Here is a 19126-nt window from a genome sequence, read left to right on the forward strand (position 1 = left end):
TATCAAGGATACAGGATGAGCACCTCCCCGAGGATCGACCGGCCGTTCACCGGCATCGCCTCGTTCCTGCGGTCTGCCGTCTGCACGGACCGTGGCGAGTTCCGCGGCCTGATCGCGGTCATGGGATTCCCGTTCGACGAAGGCTCGCCCTTCATGCCCGGCACGCGGTTCGGCCCGCGGGGCATCCGCGAGCATTCGCTGCGCTTCGGCGCGGGCTACTTCCATCCGGAGACCGGGCGGGAGTATCTCGTGCCCGAGTGCACGCAGGCGTTGATCGTCGATGCGGGCGACGTGGACGTGGCGCCCACGAACGTCGAGCAGACGTTCGCCGACGCCACCGCCATGGCGCGATCCCTCTTCGAGCGCGCGCCGCTTCTCGTCGTGCTGGGCGGCGACCATTCCATCAGCGACCCGATCGTGCGGGCGATCGGCGAGGACGTGCACATCGTCCACTTCGACGCGCACCTGGACTTCGAGCCGATCGCGCAGGGCTTGAGCCACACCAACGCGCATGCCTTCCGGCACATCCGGCGCATGCCCCACGTGAAATCCCTCACGCAAATCGGCATTCGCAGCATCCGCCATTCGCGCGCCGTGTACGAAGACGCGGTGGCCTCGGGCAACACGATCGTGACGATGGGCGAGTTCCGCACCGGCGGACTTGCGAAACTGTTCGAACGCGTGCCCGCCGGCGCGCGCTGCTACGTGAGCATCGACATCGACGTGCTCGACATGACGCTGATTCCGGGCTGCGTTTCGGGCGAGCCGGACGGCATGTCGTTCGCGCAGCTGCGCGATGCGCTGAAGGAAGTGGCCGAGCGCTACGACGTCCTGGGCTTCGACATCGTCGAGGCCAATCCCTCGCTCGACGTCGCCACGGGCGCGACCTCTTACCTCGCCGCGCATTTCGTGGTGGAGTTCATGGGGCAGATATGCGACCAGCCCCGCTGGGCCGCGAAGCGCGAGAAGTGGCTGGCCGCGCATCGAAGCGGCGCGGCCCGCAAGGAGTGATCCGATGACAGAAGCACACGTCGAAAACGTCGACGAGGCCGCCGTCGCCGCCATCTGCGGCGAGGCGCCTTTCATCAACGCGAGCGACCTCACCGCCATCACGCGCGGCATGCCGTATCGGCCGCAGTTCAACGCGGAATACATCGGCAAGCTGCGCGAAGGCGGCGTGACCGCGATCCATTCGTCGCTCGTCGTCTGGTTCTGGGACAGCATGACGCCCGCCGTGAAGCGCCTGAGCTCGACGCTGCGCTTTCTCGACGAACACGCGAACGACCTCGTCCTCGTGCGCACGGCAGCCGACATCGACCGCGCGCGCAGTGACGGCAAGATCGGGCTCATCGTGCATTTCCACAACAGCAGCGCGCTGGAGGACGACATCTCCATGGTCGCGACCTTCCACCGACTGGGCCTGAGGGTGATGCAGCTCACCTACCAGGGCAGGAGCCTGCTCGGCGACGGCTGCGCCGAGCCGAGCCCCGGCGGGCTCAGCGCGTTCGGCATCAAGGTCGTGGAGGAGATGAACCGCGTGGGCATCCTCGTGGACCTCGCGCACGCGGGCGAGCGCACGTTCATGGAGGCGCTGGAAGTGTCCACGCAGCCGGTGGTCTGCTCGCACGGCGGCGTGAACGGGGTGCGTGCGCATTCGCGCAACCTGAGCGACGAGCAGCTGCGCGCGCTCGCGAAGAAGGGCGGTGTCCTCGGCATCATGGCGAAGGCCGACACGCTCGTCGAAGGCGGCGCCACGCGCGGCGCCACCTTCGAAGACTACTTCGCGCACCTGGACTACGCGGTGAAACTCGTCGGCCCTGATCACGTCGCGATCGGCCTGGAAAACGGCTGGGGCGTGGACAACGGCCAGCTGCAGGACATGCTGGTGGACGTCATTCTTCATACCGACAAGCCCTTCGTGCGCGGCCGCATTCCGAGGGACTACGAGTTCGACAAGTACTACTCCGCGCAGGGCGTGAACGATACGTCCACCGTGAAGGCGAACCTGGTGCGCGAGATGCTGCGCAGAGGCTATGCCCGTGCCGACATGGAGAAGATCCTGGCCGGCAACCTGATGCGCGTCTATGCGCAGGTCTGGAAACCCTGAAGGGAGACGGACGCGATGTCCCTGCATGTCCACATCGAGAATGCCACGAGCCTCATGCCGGTCTTCCAGGTGCGGCCGGACCAGTACGAAGCCGCGTTGCAGCGCCATCCGGACGTCGCGGCGCGCATCCGCACGACCTGGGGCCGCGACCAGGACATCTATGCGCGCGAAGCCCGCACGGCCGAGGCGATGATCTCCTACCGGTTTCCGAAGGACACGCTGGGCGAAGATGCGCCGCGGCTGAAGCTGCTGCAGATACTGGGAGCGGGCGTCGACTACCTGCTGCCGCTCGACTGGGTGCCGCCGGGCGTCACCGTGCTCACCAACAGCGGCGCGCATGTGCCCAAGGCGGGGCAGTCCGCTCTCATGACGCTGCTCATGCTCAATGCGCGGCTGCCGGAACTCGTCACGTCGCAGAAGCGGCACGAGTGGAACCGCCGGTTCACGACGACAGTGGACGGCAAGACGGTGCTCATCGTCGGTGTCGGCGCCATCGGCGGCGCGGCGGCGAAGCACGCGCGCGATTTCGGCATGCGCGTGATCGGCATTCGCCGCAGCGGCGAGCCGCATCCGCACGTGGAAAGCATGCATCGCCCCGACGAACTGCTCGAGGTGCTGCCCGAAGCCGACTTCGTGCTGCTCAACACCGCCCTTACCGAGAACACGCGGTTTTTCTTCGGCGAGCGCGAGTTCGCCGCGATGCGGCGCGGCGCGAGCTTTGCCAACATGTCGCGCGGCGGCCTCGTGGACCCGGCCGCGCTGGACCACGCGTTGCGGTCGGGGCATCTCGCGGGGGCCGTGATCGACGTGACCTACCCCGAGCCACCCGGCGCCGACTGGCCCTGCTGGGACACGCCCAATCTCATCGTCACGCCGCATGTGCTGTCGGACGACATCGACAACTACATTCCGCGCACGCTGGACCTGTTCTTCGCGAACCTGCGCCGCCACTTCGCGGGCGAACCGCTCACGAACCGGGTCGATCTTGGACGCAGCTACTGATTTCGCGCGGGAGCCGGCCGCGATGAGAACCGAGCTGGAATCGCGCCGCGTGCGCGTGAGCGCGATCCGCGAAGCCGCCATCGACATCCTCGCATTCGACCTCGCGCCGCTCGACGGCAGGCCGCTGCCCGCCTTCCCGCCGGGCGCGCACGTCGACGTCCATACGCCCAGCGGCCTCGTGCGGCAGTACTCGCTGTGCGGGGATCCGGCCGCGGCGGCGGGCACGTGGCGCATCGCCGTCAAGAAGGAATCGCAGGGGCGAGGCGGGTCGCTCAGCATGCACGAGGCCGTGCGGGCGGGGACGATGCTCGGTGTCACCGGGCCGCGCAATCACTTTCCGCTCGCGGCCGACGCGAGCGAGCACCTGCTGATCGCGGGCGGCGTGGGCATCACGCCGATGCATGCGATGGCGCAGGCGCTGGCCGCGCGCGGCGCAGCGTGGAAGCTGCACTACTGTGCGCGCTCGCGCGAGCATGCGGCATTCCTGGACGAGCTGACGCTGCTCGGAGGCAGCCGCGTCGTGCCGCACTTCGGTCTTTCCCCCACGCTCGACGTGACCGGGCTGCTGCGCGCGCGTGCGGTTGGCACGCATGTGTACTGCTGCGGCCCGCAGGGACTCATGAAGGCGGTGGAGGCGGCAGCGTCGCACTGGAATCCGGCTCACGTGCATTTCGAATGGTTCGTGGCCGCCGAGACCGATGGCAGCCGGAACGTTCCTTTCGAAGTCGAACTCGCGCGCCGCCGCATGACCCTGGCCGTGCCCGAAGACAAGTCGATCCTGCGGGTTCTGTGCGAACACGGCGTCCACGTCGAAAGCGCCTGCGAGCAGGGGATCTGCGGGACCTGCGAGACCGCGGTGCTGCAAGGCGATGTGGAGCATCGTGACAAGCTGCTTTCGCGCGAGGAGCGCGCGGCCAACCGCTCGATGATGGTCTGCGTGTCGCGCGCGAAGTCGCCGAAGATCGTTCTCGATCTGTGAACGCTTCCGCCCGCTCGGGCGGGCGTTCACGCGGCCACGGGTGCGGACCAGATCGTGGGGTTCGGGTTGTACGCTTCTCGCGCCCGGCGGCCCGGGCCGTCGTCGGGCCCCACCACGCGGTCCAGCACGAAGTTGGCGATCCGGTGCACGACGTACTCGTCCAGCGAATAGCGCCCGGGCTGGAAGGCGCCCGAGCGCATCGCCCTTTGCACCTTGGGATTGATTTCGAGGTCCTCGTCCACGATCTGTGCGTACTTCTCGTAGTACGCGGGGCCGACGATCTGGTCGAAATCAGCGCGCGCCACGGTGCTTTTCGGAAACGTCCAGTTCTCCTGGATCCGCACTTTCTCCGGACCTCCGGGCAGATACTGCCTGAACTTCATGTACGAGCTGGCAAGGATGATCTGCAGGCTGGGCTGCAGCCACAGGTGGAACAGGCCCTGCGCCTTTTCGTCCTCCAGCGTTGCGATGCGCGGCAGCCCGGAGAAGGACGTGATGGCGTGCCGGCTGAACATCGCCGTCCACGGCCCGCGCCGGGGACTCTCGAAAGCCCATTCCTGCGGTACCGACATGTGCTTGCGGTGAACCGTCCACGCGTGATAACTCTCGAATGCGTTTTCCGCCCACACTTTCCAGTTCACGTCCACATCGAGGGTGTCGCGATGCGTCCACTGCATGTTCTCGAGGTCGTAGCCGGCCAGGAATTGCGGCAGGTCGCCGAGCCACTCGTGCAGCGCGGGCGCCGTGGCGTCGAACGTGACGAAGATGAAGCCGCCCCAGATCGCCGATCGCACCGGGCTCAGCCCGTAGTCGGCCGCGCGAAAGCCCTCCACGCCCGCCATGGGCGGCGGCGTGCCCGGCGTGCCGATCAGCTTGCCGCCCAGCCCGTAGGTCCAGCCGTGGTAGGGGCACACGAAGGCGCGGCAGCGTCCCGCGCCCTCGGCGACGACCGCGCCGCGGTGGCGGCAAAGCGCCGAGTGCACGCGCACCTCGCCGCCCTCGTCGCGCACGACCACGAGAGGCCGGCCCACGAGATCCATCGTGAAGTAGTCGCCGGCGGCGGGTATCTGCTCGGCCCTGCCGACGCACAGCCAGTCCTTCAGGAAAATCGTCTCGACTTCCCTTCGGTACCAGTCCGCCGACGAATAGCACCAGCCGGGCAGGTTGGAAGCCTGGTGCAGCGGCAGCCGCGTCGCGGCGTAGTGTTCGGGGGAAAAGATGGATGTGGGGGGCATGTCGGGTTGCAGCGAGCGTTGCGGGGCGTCGGTCGAAGGAAAAGGAAAGGGAATGAGGGAAGCCGGGTTTTGAGCGACTAGTTAACCAGTGCATCGTATTCAAAGCGCCCCTTCGCGTCAACCGCCGGCGATTCGGCGCTCGCTCGGCGCTCGCTCCGGCGCACGACACGGCCGCCTCCATTGACAAACTAGTTGTCTAGATGCGTAGATCGCAGTATTCTTCCTCCCACCCCCAACCGTCACCGAGGATCACGCCATGACCTTGCGCATCGCGTCCATCGTTCTCGTCGCCTGCTGTTCGCTCTTCGCGGTGCCCGCGCGCGCGCAGTTTCCGGACAAGCCCATCAAGATCATCGTGGGCAACGCGCCCGGCGGCGCGACGGACATCATCGCCCGCCTGGTCGCCAAGCACATTTCCGGCCCGCTCGGGCAGCCCGTGATCGTCGAGAACCGGCCGGGCGCGAGCGGCGCCGTCGGCGCCATGGCGGTGGCGGGCTCGCCCCCGGACGGCTACACGCTCGGGCTCGCGGCGACTTCGTCGATGTCGGTGAATCCGCTGCTGCGCAAGCTCCAGTACGACCCGAAGAAGGACTTCACGCATCTCACGCTGATCGCGACGATCCCGCACGCGCTCATCGTGAACACGAATCTTCCGGTCACGAACCTGAAGGAGTTCATCAGCTACGCCCGGGCGAGGCCGACGCAGTTGAACTACGGAAGCGCGGGCGGCCAGAGTTCCGTGCAGCACCTGGCCGGCGCGATGCTCAACCAGATGGCCGCAATCCAGTTGACGGACGTGCCCTTCGACGCCGGCGGCTCCAAGGCCGTGACGGAGCTCATGGCCGGCCGGCTGGACATCATGTCGCTCGACCTCGAGGGCGCGCTGCCGTTCATCGTGTCCGGCAAGGTGCGGGCCCTTGCCGTGGCCGCCGACTCGCGCATCGCGCAGTTGCCGGACGTTCCGACGGCGGCCGAAGCCGGGCTGCCAGGGTTTCTGATGCGGGGCTGGTATGGCATCGTCGGGCCCGCCGGTCTTCCGAAGGATGTCGCGGAGCGCCTGGCCAAGGCGATGTCCGATGCCGTGAAGACGCCCGAGATGCGCGAGCAGCTCGCTCACATCGCCGCCACGCCCGAAGGCCGGTCGCTGCAATCGTTCGGCGACTTCATCGAGGGCGAGCGCGCCAAGTTCGCGAAGATCATCAAGGACGGCAACATCAAGGTGGAGTGAACGCCGGCGCGCCCGGCACGCCCGCCATCACGGCGGGGCCGCTCCCGCGAGCTGCGTGTGCTATCGTCAAGATTCGCATGGAACGCACCGTGGACGACCAAGCCGAGCAACGACGATGATGACCCGGGACACTTCGGCGAGGGCTTACGCCGCCTATGAGACGATCAAGAAGCGCATCATCGAATCGGGCTTTCTGCCGGGCAGCAAATTGTCGGAGGAGCGTCTCGCGGGCGAACTCGGCCTGGGCCGCTCGCCGATCCGCTCTGCTTTCGCGCGCCTGAACAGCGAGGGCTGGATCGACATCAGCCCGCAAAGCGGCAGCTACGTGAGGGCGCTCGGCGAGCGCGAAATCGCCGAGATCTTCGAGCTGCGCCTCGTGCTGGAAAGCCACGTGACCGATCTGGCCGCGCGACGGATCACCGACGAGCAGCTGCGCAAGCTGCAGCTCGCGCTGAAGCGCACCAAGGTCGTCGCGGCGGCGGGCGCGGACAAGGCGGCCTTCGACGAGATCGATGCCGTCGATTCGATGGTTCATCTGACGATCTACGAGGCGGCCGGCAATGCGCTCATCAGCCGCATCCTGCTCAATCTCTGGGAAAAGGCGCAGTGGCTGAAGAAGCTGGTGTCGCCTTCCACGCCCGCGCGCATGAAGAGCTGGATCGCCGAGCTCGAGGGCATCGTCGAAGCGCTCGCGCTGCACGACCCTCGGCTTGCGGTGCAGCGCGTGTGCGATCACGTCCAGCATGGCGAACAGTCCCATCAGGACAGCAAGGCGCAGGGTTCGCGTGCGGCCGCCACGCCAGCGCGCGCGGCAACGTCTTCGAATGCGCCTGCGAAGCGGCGGCCCGCCGCCAAGCCCGCGCAGCGCACGAGGAGCAAGGCGGACGCCCGGGCCCGCACGGCAAGGGGCCAGAGAGCCTCGAGTTCGCGCTAGGCGCGCCTCGAGCCCCGTGAGCCGGCGCACGAAGGGACTGTCCATGCCGTTCGGCGGGTGCGGCAAACTCGGCGGATGACGACCGAAGCCGGCCACGATCGCCGCGTGACGCTCACCGTCGCGGGCATCGTGTTCATGCTGCTTCTGGACAGCACCATCCTGAACACGTCGCTGCCTTCCATCGCGCGGGCGCTCGATGTCGCTCCGCTCGATCTCAGTGCTTCGGTGACGGTGTACCTCCTCGCGGCCGCCGCGATCCTCCCGATGAGCAGCTGGCTCGGGACACGTTTCGGCTTGAGGCGGGTGTTCGTCGCGTCGATCGCCGCGTTCACGCTCGCGTCGCTCGCATGCGGCTGCAGCCAGAACCTTGCGCAGTTGCTGATCGCGCGCGCGCTGCAGGGGCTGGGCGGCGGCCTGATGCTGCCCGTGGGCCGCACGCTGGCCCTGCATCGCGCGCGCAGCGAGGACATCATCGGCGTCTCGTCATTGCTCACCTGGCCCGCGCTGTTCGCGCCGGTGCTCGGGCCGCCGCTCGGCGGCTTCATCACCACCTATGCGTCCTGGCGCTGGAACTTCCTGCTGAACGTGCCGCTCGGCGTGGCCGCGATCGTCGCGCTCTTTCGCCTCGTGGCCGTTGAAACCCCGACGGAGCGGCGACCGCTCGACGTGCCCGGTGCCGTGGGCGCCGCGGCCGGCCTGATGCTGCTGCTGGGTGGGCTCGAGTGGCTCGCGCATGCCGAGGGTCCCGCTCAGTTGGGCGCGGCCGCGTGCGCGCTGAGCGGCGGAGCGAGTCTGGCATGGACCGCGCGGCATCTGCGGCGCACGCGCCATCCCGTCGTGAGCCTCGCGCCGTTCGAGCGGCGGACCTTCGCGGTCGCCACCGCGGCGGGCGGCACGTTCGCTTCGATGGCATTGCAGTCCACGCCGTTTCTGCTGCCCCTCATGTTCCAGCTCGCGCTCGGCCGCGGCGCGGTGGCAGCGGGCGCGTTGCTGCTGCCTTACTTCCTCGGCAATCTCGGCATGAAGTCCATCACCACACCCGTTCTCGTGCGCTTCGGGTTTCGTCGCGTCATGGTGGTCTCGGGCCTGGGCAACGCGATCGCCATCGCCGGCTTCGCCGCGGTGCAACCCGGCACGGCCTGGCTCATGCTGATCGCGTGGCTCGTCTTCGCGGGCTGCACGCGGTCGATGCTGCTCACGGCGGTCAACACACTCGCGTTCGCACAGTTGCCGCCCGCGCAACGCGGCGCGGCGTCGACGCTCTCCGCGGTCTCCATGCAGGTGGCCGGCGCGTTGGGCGTCGCCTGCGGCGCCGTGCTGCTTGCGTTCTCGCGCGACGCGCACGCAAGAAGCGCGCTGCAGCTCGCGGACTTCCAGCTCGCGTTCGCCGTCATGGGCGCGGTGTGCGCGGTGACCGTGATCCAGTTCTGGCGGCTGCCCCACGATGCGGGAGCGGATGTGACGGGCCGGACCGCGGCTGGGCCGCGGGCGTGATCCGCTATGGATCGCGCACCAGCGTCTGGCTCGTCACCATTGCCGATGCGGCGACGACCAGAGGGACGGAGCAGGCACAATTCATTCTTCGAAGATGGCTCGACTCACACAAAGAAAGCTCCTGTCGCTTGTCGCGATCCTCACGTTGATCTGGGGCACGAACTGGGTTCTCTTCCCGATGGCGGTCGAGGAGGTCTCCGTCTGGACGTTCCGCTCGATCTGCGTGCTGGGCGCCGGAGGCCTGCTGCTTGTTTTCGCGCGCATGCGCGGCGTGTCGCTTTTCGTTCCGGGAAACGAACGCCGGCCCCTCGCACTGGCCGGGCTCACGTATCTGGCGGTGTGGAACGCGGCGAGCGTCTACGCCGCCGTGCTCTTGCCGTCGGGACAGGCCGCCATGATCGGGTTCAGCATGCCCGTCTGGGCGAGCCTTCTCGCATGGCTCGTCCTCGGGCAGCGGCCCACGGCGCGCGTGTTCGTGAGCCTCCTGCTCGCAACGCTCGGCATCGGCCTTCTGGCGTACGCGGGCCGCCACGCATTCGCGTCGGCTCCTCTCGGCTTCGCCCTGGGGCTCACAGGCGCATTCGGATGGGCGATCGGAACGACGATCCTCAAGCGCTCGCGCGTGACGGTGCCGCCGCTCGTTGCCACCGCGTGGCAACTCGTCATTGCGGGCATTCCGCTCACGATCATCGCGCTCGCCACCGGCACGCGCGAGCTCTTCATGCCGACCTGGACGTCGATTGCCGTGATCGGCTACGTCACCATCTTCTCGATGGCGGTCGGCAACGTCGCGTGGTTCCAGATTCTCGACGTGCTGCCGCCCACGATCTCGGGCCTGGCGATCGTCATGGTGCCGATCGTGGCGATGGTGACGGGTGCGCTCGTGCGCAGCGAACCGCTGGGCGCGCTGCAGGTGAGCGCCATGGTGTGCTGCGCAGCGGCGATGGCGCTGGTCCTTCTGAATCGGACAGCGACGGCGCCCGGATGAACCTCAGACGATCTGGACCTGCCGGTCGATCCACGTACGCAGCACCTTGGCCCCGGAGGCCTTCGTGTGCTCGCGCGCGCGCGTCCACTCCGCGGAACGGTACGCCGTCATCGCTGCATCCCAGTCGTCGAACGTGAGCGTGTCGGTGCCGCAGATGTCGGGCTCCTCGCCGTTCTCGCCCTTGCCGGCGAGATTGATCGAGTAGCCGCGCAGGCCCGGCATCGTTCGCGCGATCGGCGCATGCTCGTCGAGCCACCAGCGGTGCTGCTCCTCGAGCGTCATGTGGTTGCGAAATAGGATGATTTCGATCCGGACCATGGGGTTGTTTCCTTCGACTGCAAATCAGGCCTGCGCGCCCGCGGCGGCGTCGTCGCGCACGCAGAAGTAGAAGTCCTTCTTGCGGACTTCGCAGATCTCGAGATTGCCGCGGCCAAGCAGTTCCTTCGCAAGGAGCGAGGCCGGGTTCGTCGCGTGCGTCCACTGCCGCACGTTCATCCGCGCGATGCGGTTTTCCTCCACGGTCTTCGCCGAATAGAAGATCTTGAGCGCGAGTTCCTCGTCCGTCGCGTAAGGGCGCAGCTCCCTGCGGTACTGCTCCATCATCGGCGGGATGATTTCGCCCGGGCGCACCGTGATGCCTTCTTCGTCGCCCGCGATCAGCTCGCGCACCTTCGGGTCGATCGTGCCCGGCACCTGCCCGTAGTAGCCGAGCACGTACTGCTTGATCTCCTGCGGCACGATCTGGTAGCGCTCGCCGCACAGCACGTTCAGCACCGACTGCGTGCTCACGTATTGCGCCATGGGGCTCACGATGATGGGGTAGCCCAAGTCCTCGCGCACGCGGCCGATCTCTTCCAGAACTTCCGGCAGGCGATGCTCCTGCCCCTGGTCCTTCAGCTGCTGGATGAGGTTGCTCAGCATGCCGCCGGGCGCCTGGTGGCCGAGGTCGCCTTCCTGCATCGGCTGAATTTCCCCGGGCGGACGTCCGCTGCGGCGCGTGAGCATCGTGAAGTAGGCTTCCATCTCATCGACGGCCGCGCGGTCGAGCGTGCTTTCGAATCCGTACTGCGGCAGCAGGTCGAGCACGTCGTGATAGCTCGGCAGAGAAAAGCCGTACGCGAGCGGCCGGCTCGCGCAGTGGAAGAGATCGACACCGCGTTCGCCCAGTTCCAGCGCCTTGCGATAGACATCGACGCCGTGGCCGGTCGTGCAATGCGAGTGGAGCTGCACCTCGAGGCCCTGTGCCGCTTCGCGCACGGCAGGCAGGAGCTTCTCGCAGACGGCGGGCGTGAGGATGCCGCACGAATCCTTGATCTCGATCGTGTCCACGCCCATCGCCACCAGCTCGCGCACCTTCTGCACGAAGCTTTCGATCGTGTGCACGGGGCTCGATGCATAGACGAAAGCGCCGATCACGTAGAGGCCGAGGCGCTTGGCAACCTTCACCGAATGCTCGATGTTGCGAAGATCGTTCAGCGCGTCGAACGCCATGATCGACCGGATGCCGTTGCGCTGCATGAGGCCGAGCGTGAAGTCGATGACGTCGTCGGCGTACTGCATCCAGCGGAAGATGCTCTGGCCGCGCGTGTTGAAATTCAGCCGCGAGTTCGGCATCAGTTCCGCCAGCGTGCGGATGCGCTCGAAGGGGTCTTCGGCGAGGAACATCATGGCGGTGTCCATCGCCGCGCCGCCGGTCAGGTCGACCACGGAAAACCCGGCCGCGTCGATCGTCTGCGCGATCGGCGTCATCTCCGACGTGCGCATGCGCGTGGCCCACAGGCACTGCTGCGCGTCGCGTATCGTGATGTCCATGAACTTCATGGGCTTCGGCTTCTTCGTCATGGCGCAAGCTCTCCTTGAATGGCGGTTTCGACCCAGCGCGTGCTGTAGGCGGAGTCGATGAACGATCGTGATGCGAGAAGGCGGATGTGAAAGGGAATCGTCGTCTCGACGCCTTCGATGTGGAATTCGCCGAGCGCGCGCAGCATCCTGAGCCTCGCCCGCTCGCGGTCGCGGTCCCACACGATGAGCTTGGCGATCATCGAGTCGTACCAGGGCGAGACGTCGCTGCCGGTTTCGCAGTGCGTCTCCACGCGCACGCCCGGCCCGCCCGGCGCCGCGAAGCGCGTGATCCGTCCGGGCGAGGGCATGAAGCCCTGAGAGGAATCTTCCGCGTTGATGCGGCACTCGATGGCCCAGCCCTCGGGCTTCGCTTGCATCACCTCGGGCGAGAGAGGCTCGCCGGAGGCGACGCGCAGCTGCTCGCGAACGAGATCGATCCGGTGCACTTCCTCGGTGACGGGGTGCTCCACCTGGATGCGCGTATTCATCTCGATGAAGTGGAAGCTTCCCCGGTCGGCGTCGAAGAGGAATTCGATCGTGCCGGCGCCGCGGTAGTCGAGCGCCCGCACGATGCGCACGGCGCACTCGCAGATTTCGCTGCGCGAGCCACGGCTGAGCATCGGGCTCGGGCTTTCCTCGAGCAGCTTCTGGTGGCGCCGCTGCAGCGTGCAGTCGCGCTCGCCCAGGTGGATGTGATGGCCGTGCGAGTCGCTGAAGACCTGCACTTCGATGTGGCGCGCGTTGCCGATGTAGCTTTCCCAGTACACCGTGCCGTTGCCGAAGGCTTCGAGCGCCTCGTTGCTCGCCTGCCGCACCGACCCCGCGAATTCGGATGCCTCGCGCACGATGCGCATGCCGCGGCCGCCGCCGCCCGCCGCGGCCTTGAGCAGCACGGGGTAGGAGAGGTCCTTCGCCGCGTGCTCGAGATCGACACCGGCTTCGAGCGTGCCGCCGGGCACGAGCGGCACGCCGATGGATGCGGCAAGCTGCTTGGCCGCGATCTTGTCGCCCATGCGGCGAATCGCATCCGCGGGCGGGCCCACGAACGCGAGGCCCGCTTGCGCGCAGCGCTCGGCGAAGTCGGCGTCCTCGGAGAGGAAGCCGTAGCCCGGGTGGATCGCGTCGGCGCCCGTCACCTTCGCCGCGTGAATCACGAGGTCCTTGTTCAGGTAGCTCTGCTTCGCGGCCGGCGGTCCGAGCCGCAGGCTCATCGTGGCTTCCTTCACGTGCAGCGACTCGCTGTCCGCATCCGAATACACCGCCACCGATTCGATGCCGAGTTCACGGCACGCGCGCACGACGCGCAGCGCGATCTCGCCGCGGTTGGCGATCAGCAGGCGCTTGATCATCCGGCGGCTCCCGCCAGGCGGAACACCGGCAACTGGAAGCCTTCGCGCAGCGGCCGGAATTCGAGCTGCACAGGCATGTCGCATCGGAGGCTCGCGGCCGGCGTGTCGACGATGTGCGTGAGCAGCGTCACGCCTTCTTCCAGACGCACGAGCGCGACGACATAGGGCGCGGGCAGATCTTCGTAGGGGCTGCGATGCACTTCGGTGAACGACAGCAGCGTCGCGCGTCCGCACGCATCGATCCAGTCGGGCTGCGCGCCACCGCACGACGTGCAGAACGGGCGCGCATAGTGCTGCGCCGCGCCGCAGGCCTTGCAGCGCTGGATCACGAGCCGGCCTTCGCGCGCCGCGCTCCAGTACTCGGCCGCGAGGCCGTCCGTTTCGGGCAGAGGTCTTTCGAGTCCCATCAGCGCACTCCCAGGATCACGGTGGAATGGGCGCCGAAGATGCCGCCCGTGGCATGGCACATGGCGGTGCGCGCGCTGGCGACCTGGCGCGCACCGCACTCGCCGCGAAGCTGCCGCACGGCCTCGATCAGCGGGAAGATGCCGAACATGCCGGGGTGGCAATACGACAGCCCGCCGCCTTGCGTGTTGAGCGGCAGCTTGCCGCCGGGCGCGGTGTGGCCCGCGTTGACGAAGGCCGAAGCCTCGCCGGGGCCGCAGAAGCCCAGGTTCTCCAGGCCCACGAGCACGTTGATCGTGAACGCGTCGTAGATCTGCAGCGTGTCGATCTCGGACGTGCCCACGCCCGCCATCTCCAGCGCCTGTCGCCCGGTCCGCGCGGACCCGTGCTTCAGCAGGTCGGGCGCCTGCGACATCGCGTCGTGCGTGCTCGTCTCCGCCTGGCCCAGCACGCGAACGGGCGCCTTCTTCAGCTTGCGCGCGCGGTCCATGGAAGTCACGACGACCGCGCCGCCGCCGTCGGTGACGAGGCAGCAGTCCAGCACGCGCAGGGGCGAACTCACGACGGGCGAGGCCTTCACTTCATCGAGCGTGAGCGGCTCGCGCTTGAATGCGGCGGGGTTCAGCATGGCCCACCTGCGCGCGACGAGCGCGACCTGCGCGAGATCGTCCGCGGTCGCTCCGTACTCGTGCATGTAGCGCTGCGCCACCATCGCGTAGAACGACAGCGGATAAAGCGGCGCGTACATGTTCTCGTACTGCGATGCCGACGTTCCCGATTCGCCGAAGCCTTCGAGCTTGCGTGCCTTCTTGGAGCGCTGCACGCTGCCGTAGGCGATGAGCGCGACTTCGCACTGCCCCGCCTCGATGAGCGCGCAGGCATGCCCCAGGTGCATTTCGAAGGAGCAGCCGCCCACCATCGTGCCGTCGAGCACGCGGGGACGCACGCCGAGGTGTTCGGCCAGCTGGATGGGCGAGAAGCGCGACAGGTTCGCGGTGAAGACGCCGTCCACGTCTTTCAGGGAGAGCCCGGCGTCGGCGAGCGCACGGATCGAACCCTGCACGGCGAGGTCGACCGCCGTGCGATTCGGCACGGCGCCCAGGTCCGACTCCGCGACGCCCACGATGGCGCAATTGGGCGACGCCATCACGCGCCCCCTTCCGGGCGAATCCACATGAGCGCCGAGCCCCTTCCGACCGACTGCGCGTTCTGCACGGCGATCTCCGCCACGACGCCCGCGCAGGGTGCCTTGATCGTGTTCATGATCTTCATCACTTCCACGATGCACAGATCGTCGCCCTTCGATACTTTCTGCCCCGCCTTCACGAAAGGCTCGGCGCCCGGCGAGGGTGCGGCGTAGAACACGCCCATCATCGGCGAGCTGACGGCAACGAGCCCTTCGCGCACGGCGGGCGGTTCGGGTGCCGCGGCGGTCTCCGGCTTCGCGGGGCTCGCGGCGGCGGCATTCGCGCCCGCATGGGCCGAAGGCTTCTCAGAGGTCGGCGCAGGCTGGACCGGCGTCGCCTGCGGTGCGAGCGCGGCAGGCTGCGCTCGCGGCCCGTCCGACCCCGCGCGGCGTACGTGAACCTTCAAGTCACCGTATTCGAAGCGCACTTCGCTCGCGGGAAACTCCTCGATGATCCTGAGGATCCGATCGACTTCCTTGAATGTCAGCGACATGCTCCCGCTCCTAGATGTAGGTCTGCGGACGGAAGCCGAAGGCGAGATAGCCGCCGTCGGTCGCGAGGCAATGGCCCGTGACGAACGATGCATCGTCGCTTGCGAGGTACGCGGCGGCCGCCGCGATCTCGTGCGGCTTGCCGTAGCGGCCCATCGGAATGCGCTCCTCGCGCCGCGCGCGTTCGGCACCCACCTGCTCGGCCGTCATCGGCGTTTCCACCTGCGCCGGCAGGATCGCGTTCACCCGCACGTTCATCGGGGCGAGTTCGCAGGCGAGCGTCTGCGTGAGAGAGATCACGCCCGCCTTCGAAGCGTTGTAAGCGGCCATGCCTTCGCATGCGCGCACGCCGTTCACGGAGGCGATGTTCACGATCGCCCCACCGCCTTGCGCGAGCATCATGCGCGACGCGGCGCGGTTGCAGAGGAACAGGCCCGTGAGGTTGATGTCGATGCAGCGCTTCCACACGGCCAGGTCGTGTTCGGCGACGCGGCCCATCGACTTCACGCCCGCGCCGCACACGAGCACGTCGAGCCGTCCGTGGCGCCGCTGGATTTGCGCGAACGCGTTGTCCACGCTCGTCTCGTCGCCGACGTCGACGACGATGCCCGTCGCGCGACCTTCCACCGCCTGCACGCCCGCGGCGACGATCGATTCCGTCGCGTCGAGCACGACCACGTGCGCGCCTTCCTGCGCGAACCGTTTCGTGAAGGCGACGCCGATGCCGCCGCCTCCGCCCGTGATGGCGACGACCTTGCTGTCGAATCTGGACACTGTGACTCCTTGGTGGTTCATTCGAGCGCGAAGCGCGCGGGCGCGCCGATGGCCGCGCGCATGTCGGATTCCGTGACGCCGGGCGCGAGTTCGCGCACGACGAAGCCTTCCTTCGTGCAGTCGATCACGCCGAGGTCGGTGAAGACCTTGTCCACGCAGCCGACGCCGGTGAGCGGAAAGGTGCATTCGGCCAGCAGTTTGCTGCGGCCTTCCTTGTCGGTCTGCCGCATCATCGCGAACACCTTGCGCGCGCCCACGGCGAGATCCATCGCGCCGCCGACGCCGCCCACGCCCTTCGCGCCGGGCACGCGCCAGTTGGCGATGTCGCCGCTCGAGGACACCTGCAGCGCGCCGAGGATCGAGTAGTCGAGGCGGCCGCCGCGTATCAGCGAGAAGGAATCGGCCTGGTGCACGATGGCCGCGCCCGTGATGAGCGTCACGGGCTTCTTGGAGGCGTTCACGACGTCCGGATCGAACGTCTCGTCGGTCGCGTCCGGGCCCATGCCGATGATGCCGTTTTCGCTGTGCAGGAAGACGGTCTTCGATTCGGGAATGTAGCCGCCCACGAGGATCGGCAGGCCGAAGCCCAGGTTCACGCAGGCGCCGTCCTCGAACTCCTGCGCGACGCGGCGCGCCATGTCGTTTTCGCTCCAGCTCATTGCGCCACCTCCACGATTTGGTTCACGAAGACGCCGGGCGTGTGCACGTCGTCGGGGTCGATGCCGCCCGCGGGCACGATCTCGCCGACCTGCGCGATGGTGTGCCGCGCCGCCATCGCCATGAGCGGATTGAAGTTGCGGCTCGCGAGCCGGTACCTGAGATTGCCGAAGCGGTCCGCCTTCGCCGCCTTCACGAGCGCGAAGTCGGCCGTGAGCGCCTTCTCGTACACGTAGCCGCGGCCGTCGATCTCTCGCGTCTCCTTGCCCCTCGTGAGTTCCGTGCCGTAACCGGTGGGGGTGAAAAAGCCCGCGAGCCCCGCGCCGCCCGCGCGCAGGCGCTCCGCGAGCGTGCCCTGCGGGACGAGTTCGACATCGAGCTTGCCTTCCTCGTAGGCCGCGAAGAAGTGGTCCGCGCCCGCCTGCGAGGGAAACGACGCGATGACGCGGCTCACGCGGCGGTGCTTGAAGAGCAGCGCGAGGCCGCGCTCGCCGGTGCCCGCGTTGTTGGACACGATGGTGAGGTCGCGCACGTCCCGCTCGGCAAGGGCGGCGACGAGTTCGAGCGGAACGCCGATGTCGCCGAATCCGCCCACCAGGACGGTGGCGCCGCTCGGGATGACCGCCACGGCCTCGGCCAGCGATCTGCCTGATTTGTCGATCAAGTGAGTCTCCTTGGAAACTGTGTGCGAAGCGACCGTCAGCGGCCGTCAGCGGCCGCGCCAGTGCACGATGCGCGCTTCGATGAAGTTGAGGACGAGGTTCAGGCCGAGCCCGATGGCGCCGATCAGCGCGATGCCGATGAACACCGTGGGAATGCGAAACGTGAGCGCGGCGTCCGCGATCATGTAGCCGAGACCCGATTGCGCGCCCGTGAGCTCGGCGGCGACGACGACCGCCCAGCTGAGGGCGAGTGCCACCTTCAGGCCGGTGAAGATCTGCGGGATGGCCGCGGGAAACACGACGTTCGTGAAGAGCTGAGAGGGCGTCATGCCGAGCGAGCGCGCGGCGCGCAGATAGGCGATCGGCACGTTCGCGGCGCCCGCGTGCGCATTCACGTGTACGTAGTTGAAAGAGGTCCAGAAGATGAGGACGACCTTGCCGAGTTCGCCGAGGCCGAAGTAGAGCACGACCATCGGGATGAAGGCGATCGGGGGGATGGGCCGGATGAACGCCATGATGGGCGACGCGATCGCGTTGCCCACGCGGCTGTAGCCGGTCCACAGGCCGAGCGGCACGCCGAAGAGGATGCCCAGGCCGAAGCCCGCGAGCGTGCGCATGAGGCTGATCTTCACGTGAGCCAGCAGGCTCACGTCCTTGTAGCCGTCGTTCACGAGGGTGGCGCCGTCGCGCCACAGTTCCATCGGCGTGGGCAGGTAGCCCGCGGGAATCCAGCCCGAGGTGCTCACGATCGTCCACAGCGCGCACAGCGCGGCCACCGCGGCCACCGAGATGACGATGGACGGAATCGGCGCCTTGCGGGGCTTGCCGCCGGAATTCGTGGCGGCCGATGGCACGACGGTGGAGGCGGATGGCGTTGCCGATGCCGATGCGGAGGTCAGGGCGCTGGCGGTGTTCGACGGTGAATTCATCTCAATGCTCCGACAGCCTGCTGGCCGCCGCCTCGTCGGCCACCTGGGCGGCGGCGGCCTGCACGGCCTCGATGAGGCGCGCCTGCAGCGTCACGAATTCGGGCGAACTGATGAACGAGTAGGGCCGCGGCTTCGGCTCGGTGACTTCCACCTTCATCTTGACCTTGCCCGGGCGTCCGGTCATCACCACGACGTGGTCGGAGATGTAGATCGCCTCGGCCACGTCGTGCGTGATGAAGAAGATGGTGGGCTTGAACTGCTGCCAGAGCTCCAGCAGGAGCTTTTGCATCATGAGCCGCGTCTGGTAGTCGAGCGCGCCGAAAGGCTCGTCCATCAGCAGCACGCGCGGCTCGGAGATGAGCGCGCGCGCGATCTGCACGCGCTGCTGCATGCCGCCCGAAAGCTGATAGGGATAGTGGTTCTCGAATCCCGTGAGCCCGACCTTTTGCAGCAGGTGGCGGCCGCGCCGCTCGCGTTCGTCCTTCGACACGCCGCGGCACTTGAGGCCCGCCGTGACGTTCTTCATGACGTTCAGCCAGGGAAAGAGCGACGGATGCTGGAACACGACCGCGCGGTCCATGCCCGGCTCGCTCACGGGCGTGCCGCCCACCAGCACTTCACCCGCGGTCGCGTCCTCGAAGCCGGCCACGATGTTGAGCGCGGTGGACTTGCCGCAGCCCGTCGGGCCGACGATGCTGAAGACTTCGGAGCGGCTGATCTCGAGGTCGAAATGATCGAGCGCGAGCGTGCTGCCCGCGGAGCCGTTCGCACCCGCATACCGCTTCGTCACGCCGCGCAACACGATGCTGGAGCCGGCCACCCCGGGGGTGCCGGCCGCTGCCGGCGCGTCGGTAGTCATGGTC

At 67.7% G+C, this 19126-nt stretch carries 20 protein-coding genes; 8 read left to right on the forward strand and 12 right to left on the reverse strand.

Going from position 1 to position 19126, the window contains the following annotated elements; all coding sequences use genetic code 11:
• The first annotated feature begins 15 nt into the window (after positions 1-15).
• From VHA82_RS19180 to VHA82_RS19195, 4 genes are read left to right on the forward strand one after another with little or no spacing between them, the layout of a single operon-like run.
• Positions 16-1011, forward strand: a complete 996-nt coding sequence (locus VHA82_RS19180; protein ID WP_325546758.1) for an arginase family protein — start codon at positions 16-18, stop codon at positions 1009-1011.
• A 4-nt stretch (positions 1012-1015) separates the two neighbouring features.
• Entirely contained in the window at positions 1016-2107 is a 1092-nt protein-coding gene (locus VHA82_RS19185) for a dipeptidase (RefSeq protein ID WP_325546759.1), read from the forward strand.
• A gap of 15 nt (positions 2108-2122) precedes the next feature.
• Positions 2123-3109: an NAD(P)-dependent oxidoreductase gene (locus VHA82_RS19190; RefSeq protein WP_325546760.1), complete on the forward strand. Its 987-nt coding sequence runs from the start codon at positions 2123-2125 to the stop codon at positions 3107-3109.
• A 22-nt stretch (positions 3110-3131) separates the two neighbouring features.
• The gene (locus VHA82_RS19195; RefSeq protein ID WP_325546761.1) at positions 3132-4088 is read left to right on the forward strand and encodes a PDR/VanB family oxidoreductase; all 957 of its coding nucleotides are present in this window, start codon (positions 3132-3134) and stop codon (positions 4086-4088) included.
• A 26-nt stretch (positions 4089-4114) separates the two neighbouring features.
• Here VHA82_RS19195 and VHA82_RS19200 read toward each other — a convergent pair whose 3' ends face one another.
• Complete coding sequence (locus tag VHA82_RS19200) at positions 4115-5323, reverse strand: aromatic ring-hydroxylating dioxygenase subunit alpha (protein ID WP_325546762.1); 1209 nt, start codon at positions 5321-5323, stop codon at positions 4115-4117.
• A 256-nt stretch (positions 5324-5579) separates the two neighbouring features.
• Here VHA82_RS19200 and VHA82_RS19205 point away from each other — a divergent pair, with 256 nt between their 5' ends.
• The 4 genes from VHA82_RS19205 to VHA82_RS19220 all read left to right on the forward strand — a co-directional run bounded on the left by VHA82_RS19205 (position 5580) and on the right by VHA82_RS19220 (position 9967).
• Positions 5580-6551, forward strand: coding sequence for a tripartite tricarboxylate transporter substrate binding protein (locus VHA82_RS19205; RefSeq protein ID WP_325546763.1), 972 nt, complete (start codon positions 5580-5582; stop codon positions 6549-6551).
• 115 nt (positions 6552-6666) lie between these two features.
• Positions 6667-7485: a GntR family transcriptional regulator gene (locus VHA82_RS19210; protein WP_325546764.1), complete on the forward strand. Its 819-nt coding sequence runs from the start codon at positions 6667-6669 to the stop codon at positions 7483-7485.
• A 75-nt stretch (positions 7486-7560) separates the two neighbouring features.
• Positions 7561-8979: an MFS transporter gene (locus VHA82_RS19215; RefSeq protein ID WP_325546765.1), complete on the forward strand. Its 1419-nt coding sequence runs from the start codon at positions 7561-7563 to the stop codon at positions 8977-8979.
• Positions 8980-9073: 94 nt separating this feature from the next.
• Complete coding sequence (locus VHA82_RS19220) at positions 9074-9967, forward strand: DMT family transporter (protein ID WP_325546766.1); 894 nt, start codon at positions 9074-9076, stop codon at positions 9965-9967.
• Between the two features lie 3 nt (positions 9968-9970).
• Here the strand turns inward: VHA82_RS19220 and VHA82_RS19225 are convergent, their stop codons facing one another.
• From VHA82_RS19225 to VHA82_RS19275, 11 genes are read right to left on the reverse strand one after another with little or no spacing between them, the layout of a single operon-like run.
• On the reverse strand, positions 9971-10285 hold the full coding sequence (locus VHA82_RS19225; RefSeq protein ID WP_325546767.1) for an EthD family reductase: 315 nt from the start codon (positions 10283-10285) through the stop codon (positions 9971-9973).
• Between the two features lie 24 nt (positions 10286-10309).
• Entirely contained in the window at positions 10310-11809 is a 1500-nt protein-coding gene (locus VHA82_RS19230) for a pyruvate carboxylase subunit B (protein WP_325546768.1), read from the reverse strand.
• Entirely contained in the window at positions 11806-13158 is a 1353-nt protein-coding gene (locus VHA82_RS19235; protein ID WP_325546769.1) for an acetyl-CoA carboxylase biotin carboxylase subunit, read from the reverse strand. The genes VHA82_RS19230 and VHA82_RS19235 overlap by 4 nt, the downstream gene beginning before the upstream one ends.
• On the reverse strand, positions 13155-13565 hold the full coding sequence (locus tag VHA82_RS19240; protein WP_325546770.1) for a Zn-ribbon domain-containing OB-fold protein: 411 nt from the start codon (positions 13563-13565) through the stop codon (positions 13155-13157). The genes VHA82_RS19235 and VHA82_RS19240 overlap by 4 nt, the downstream gene beginning before the upstream one ends.
• Complete coding sequence (locus VHA82_RS19245) at positions 13565-14710, reverse strand: acetyl-CoA acetyltransferase (RefSeq protein ID WP_325546771.1); 1146 nt, start codon at positions 14708-14710, stop codon at positions 13565-13567. The genes VHA82_RS19240 and VHA82_RS19245 overlap by 1 nt, the downstream gene beginning before the upstream one ends.
• The gene (gene accB / locus VHA82_RS19250; protein ID WP_325546772.1) at positions 14710-15243 is read right to left on the reverse strand and encodes an acetyl-CoA carboxylase biotin carboxyl carrier protein; all 534 of its coding nucleotides are present in this window, start codon (positions 15241-15243) and stop codon (positions 14710-14712) included. The genes VHA82_RS19245 and accB overlap by 1 nt, the downstream gene beginning before the upstream one ends.
• A 10-nt stretch (positions 15244-15253) precedes the next feature.
• A complete protein-coding gene (locus VHA82_RS19255; protein WP_325546773.1) occupies positions 15254-16015 on the reverse strand; it encodes an SDR family NAD(P)-dependent oxidoreductase in 762 nt (253 codons plus the stop codon).
• A gap of 17 nt (positions 16016-16032) precedes the next feature.
• Complete coding sequence (locus tag VHA82_RS19260) at positions 16033-16674, reverse strand: 3-oxoacid CoA-transferase subunit B (RefSeq protein ID WP_325546774.1); 642 nt, start codon at positions 16672-16674, stop codon at positions 16033-16035.
• A complete protein-coding gene (locus tag VHA82_RS19265) occupies positions 16671-17336 on the reverse strand; it encodes a 3-oxoacid CoA-transferase subunit A (protein WP_325546775.1) in 666 nt (221 codons plus the stop codon). Before VHA82_RS19265 ends, VHA82_RS19260 begins: the two co-directional genes overlap by 4 nt.
• Before the next feature lie 45 nt (positions 17337-17381).
• Complete coding sequence (locus VHA82_RS19270; RefSeq protein WP_325546776.1) at positions 17382-18263, reverse strand: ABC transporter permease; 882 nt, start codon at positions 18261-18263, stop codon at positions 17382-17384.
• A 1-nt stretch (position 18264) separates the two neighbouring features.
• Positions 18265-19122 carry an ABC transporter ATP-binding protein gene (locus tag VHA82_RS19275; protein WP_325546777.1) on the reverse strand — a complete coding sequence of 286 codons (858 nt, stop codon included), beginning with the start codon at positions 19120-19122 and terminating at the stop codon, positions 18265-18267.
• Positions 19123-19126 lie beyond the last annotated feature (4 nt).

This window comes from Ramlibacter sp., assembly GCF_035548915.1.
In the GTDB taxonomy this organism is placed as follows: domain Bacteria; phylum Pseudomonadota; class Gammaproteobacteria; order Burkholderiales; family Burkholderiaceae_C; genus Ramlibacter.

Coding starts and splice junctions, on each gene's coding strand:
- VHA82_RS19185 (WP_325546759.1), top strand. CDS start 1,016: ATGACAGAAGCACACGTCGAAAACGTCGACGAGGCCGCCGTCGCCGCC.
- VHA82_RS19245 (WP_325546771.1), bottom strand. CDS start 14,710: ATGGCGTCGCCCAATTGCGCCATCGTGGGCGTCGCGGAGTCGGACCTG.
- accB (WP_325546772.1), bottom strand. CDS start 15,243: ATGTCGCTGACATTCAAGGAAGTCGATCGGATCCTCAGGATCATCGAG.
- VHA82_RS19190 (WP_325546760.1), top strand. CDS start 2,123: ATGTCCCTGCATGTCCACATCGAGAATGCCACGAGCCTCATGCCGGTC.
- VHA82_RS19215 (WP_325546765.1), top strand. CDS start 7,561: ATGACGACCGAAGCCGGCCACGATCGCCGCGTGACGCTCACCGTCGCG.
- VHA82_RS19235 (WP_325546769.1), bottom strand. CDS start 13,158: ATGATCAAGCGCCTGCTGATCGCCAACCGCGGCGAGATCGCGCTGCGC.
- VHA82_RS19240 (WP_325546770.1), bottom strand. CDS start 13,565: ATGGGACTCGAAAGACCTCTGCCCGAAACGGACGGCCTCGCGGCCGAG.
- VHA82_RS19200 (WP_325546762.1), bottom strand. CDS start 5,323: ATGCCCCCCACATCCATCTTTTCCCCCGAACACTACGCCGCGACGCGG.
- VHA82_RS19220 (WP_325546766.1), top strand. CDS start 9,074: ATGGCTCGACTCACACAAAGAAAGCTCCTGTCGCTTGTCGCGATCCTC.
- VHA82_RS19225 (WP_325546767.1), bottom strand. CDS start 10,285: ATGGTCCGGATCGAAATCATCCTATTTCGCAACCACATGACGCTCGAG.
- VHA82_RS19270 (WP_325546776.1), bottom strand. CDS start 18,263: ATGAATTCACCGTCGAACACCGCCAGCGCCCTGACCTCCGCATCGGCA.
- VHA82_RS19205 (WP_325546763.1), top strand. CDS start 5,580: ATGACCTTGCGCATCGCGTCCATCGTTCTCGTCGCCTGCTGTTCGCTC.
- VHA82_RS19180 (WP_325546758.1), top strand. CDS start 16: ATGAGCACCTCCCCGAGGATCGACCGGCCGTTCACCGGCATCGCCTCG.
- VHA82_RS19195 (WP_325546761.1), top strand. CDS start 3,132: ATGAGAACCGAGCTGGAATCGCGCCGCGTGCGCGTGAGCGCGATCCGC.
- VHA82_RS19275 (WP_325546777.1), bottom strand. CDS start 19,122: ATGACTACCGACGCGCCGGCAGCGGCCGGCACCCCCGGGGTGGCCGGC.
- VHA82_RS19230 (WP_325546768.1), bottom strand. CDS start 11,809: ATGACGAAGAAGCCGAAGCCCATGAAGTTCATGGACATCACGATACGC.
- VHA82_RS19210 (WP_325546764.1), top strand. CDS start 6,667: ATGATGACCCGGGACACTTCGGCGAGGGCTTACGCCGCCTATGAGACG.
- VHA82_RS19260 (WP_325546774.1), bottom strand. CDS start 16,674: ATGAGCTGGAGCGAAAACGACATGGCGCGCCGCGTCGCGCAGGAGTTC.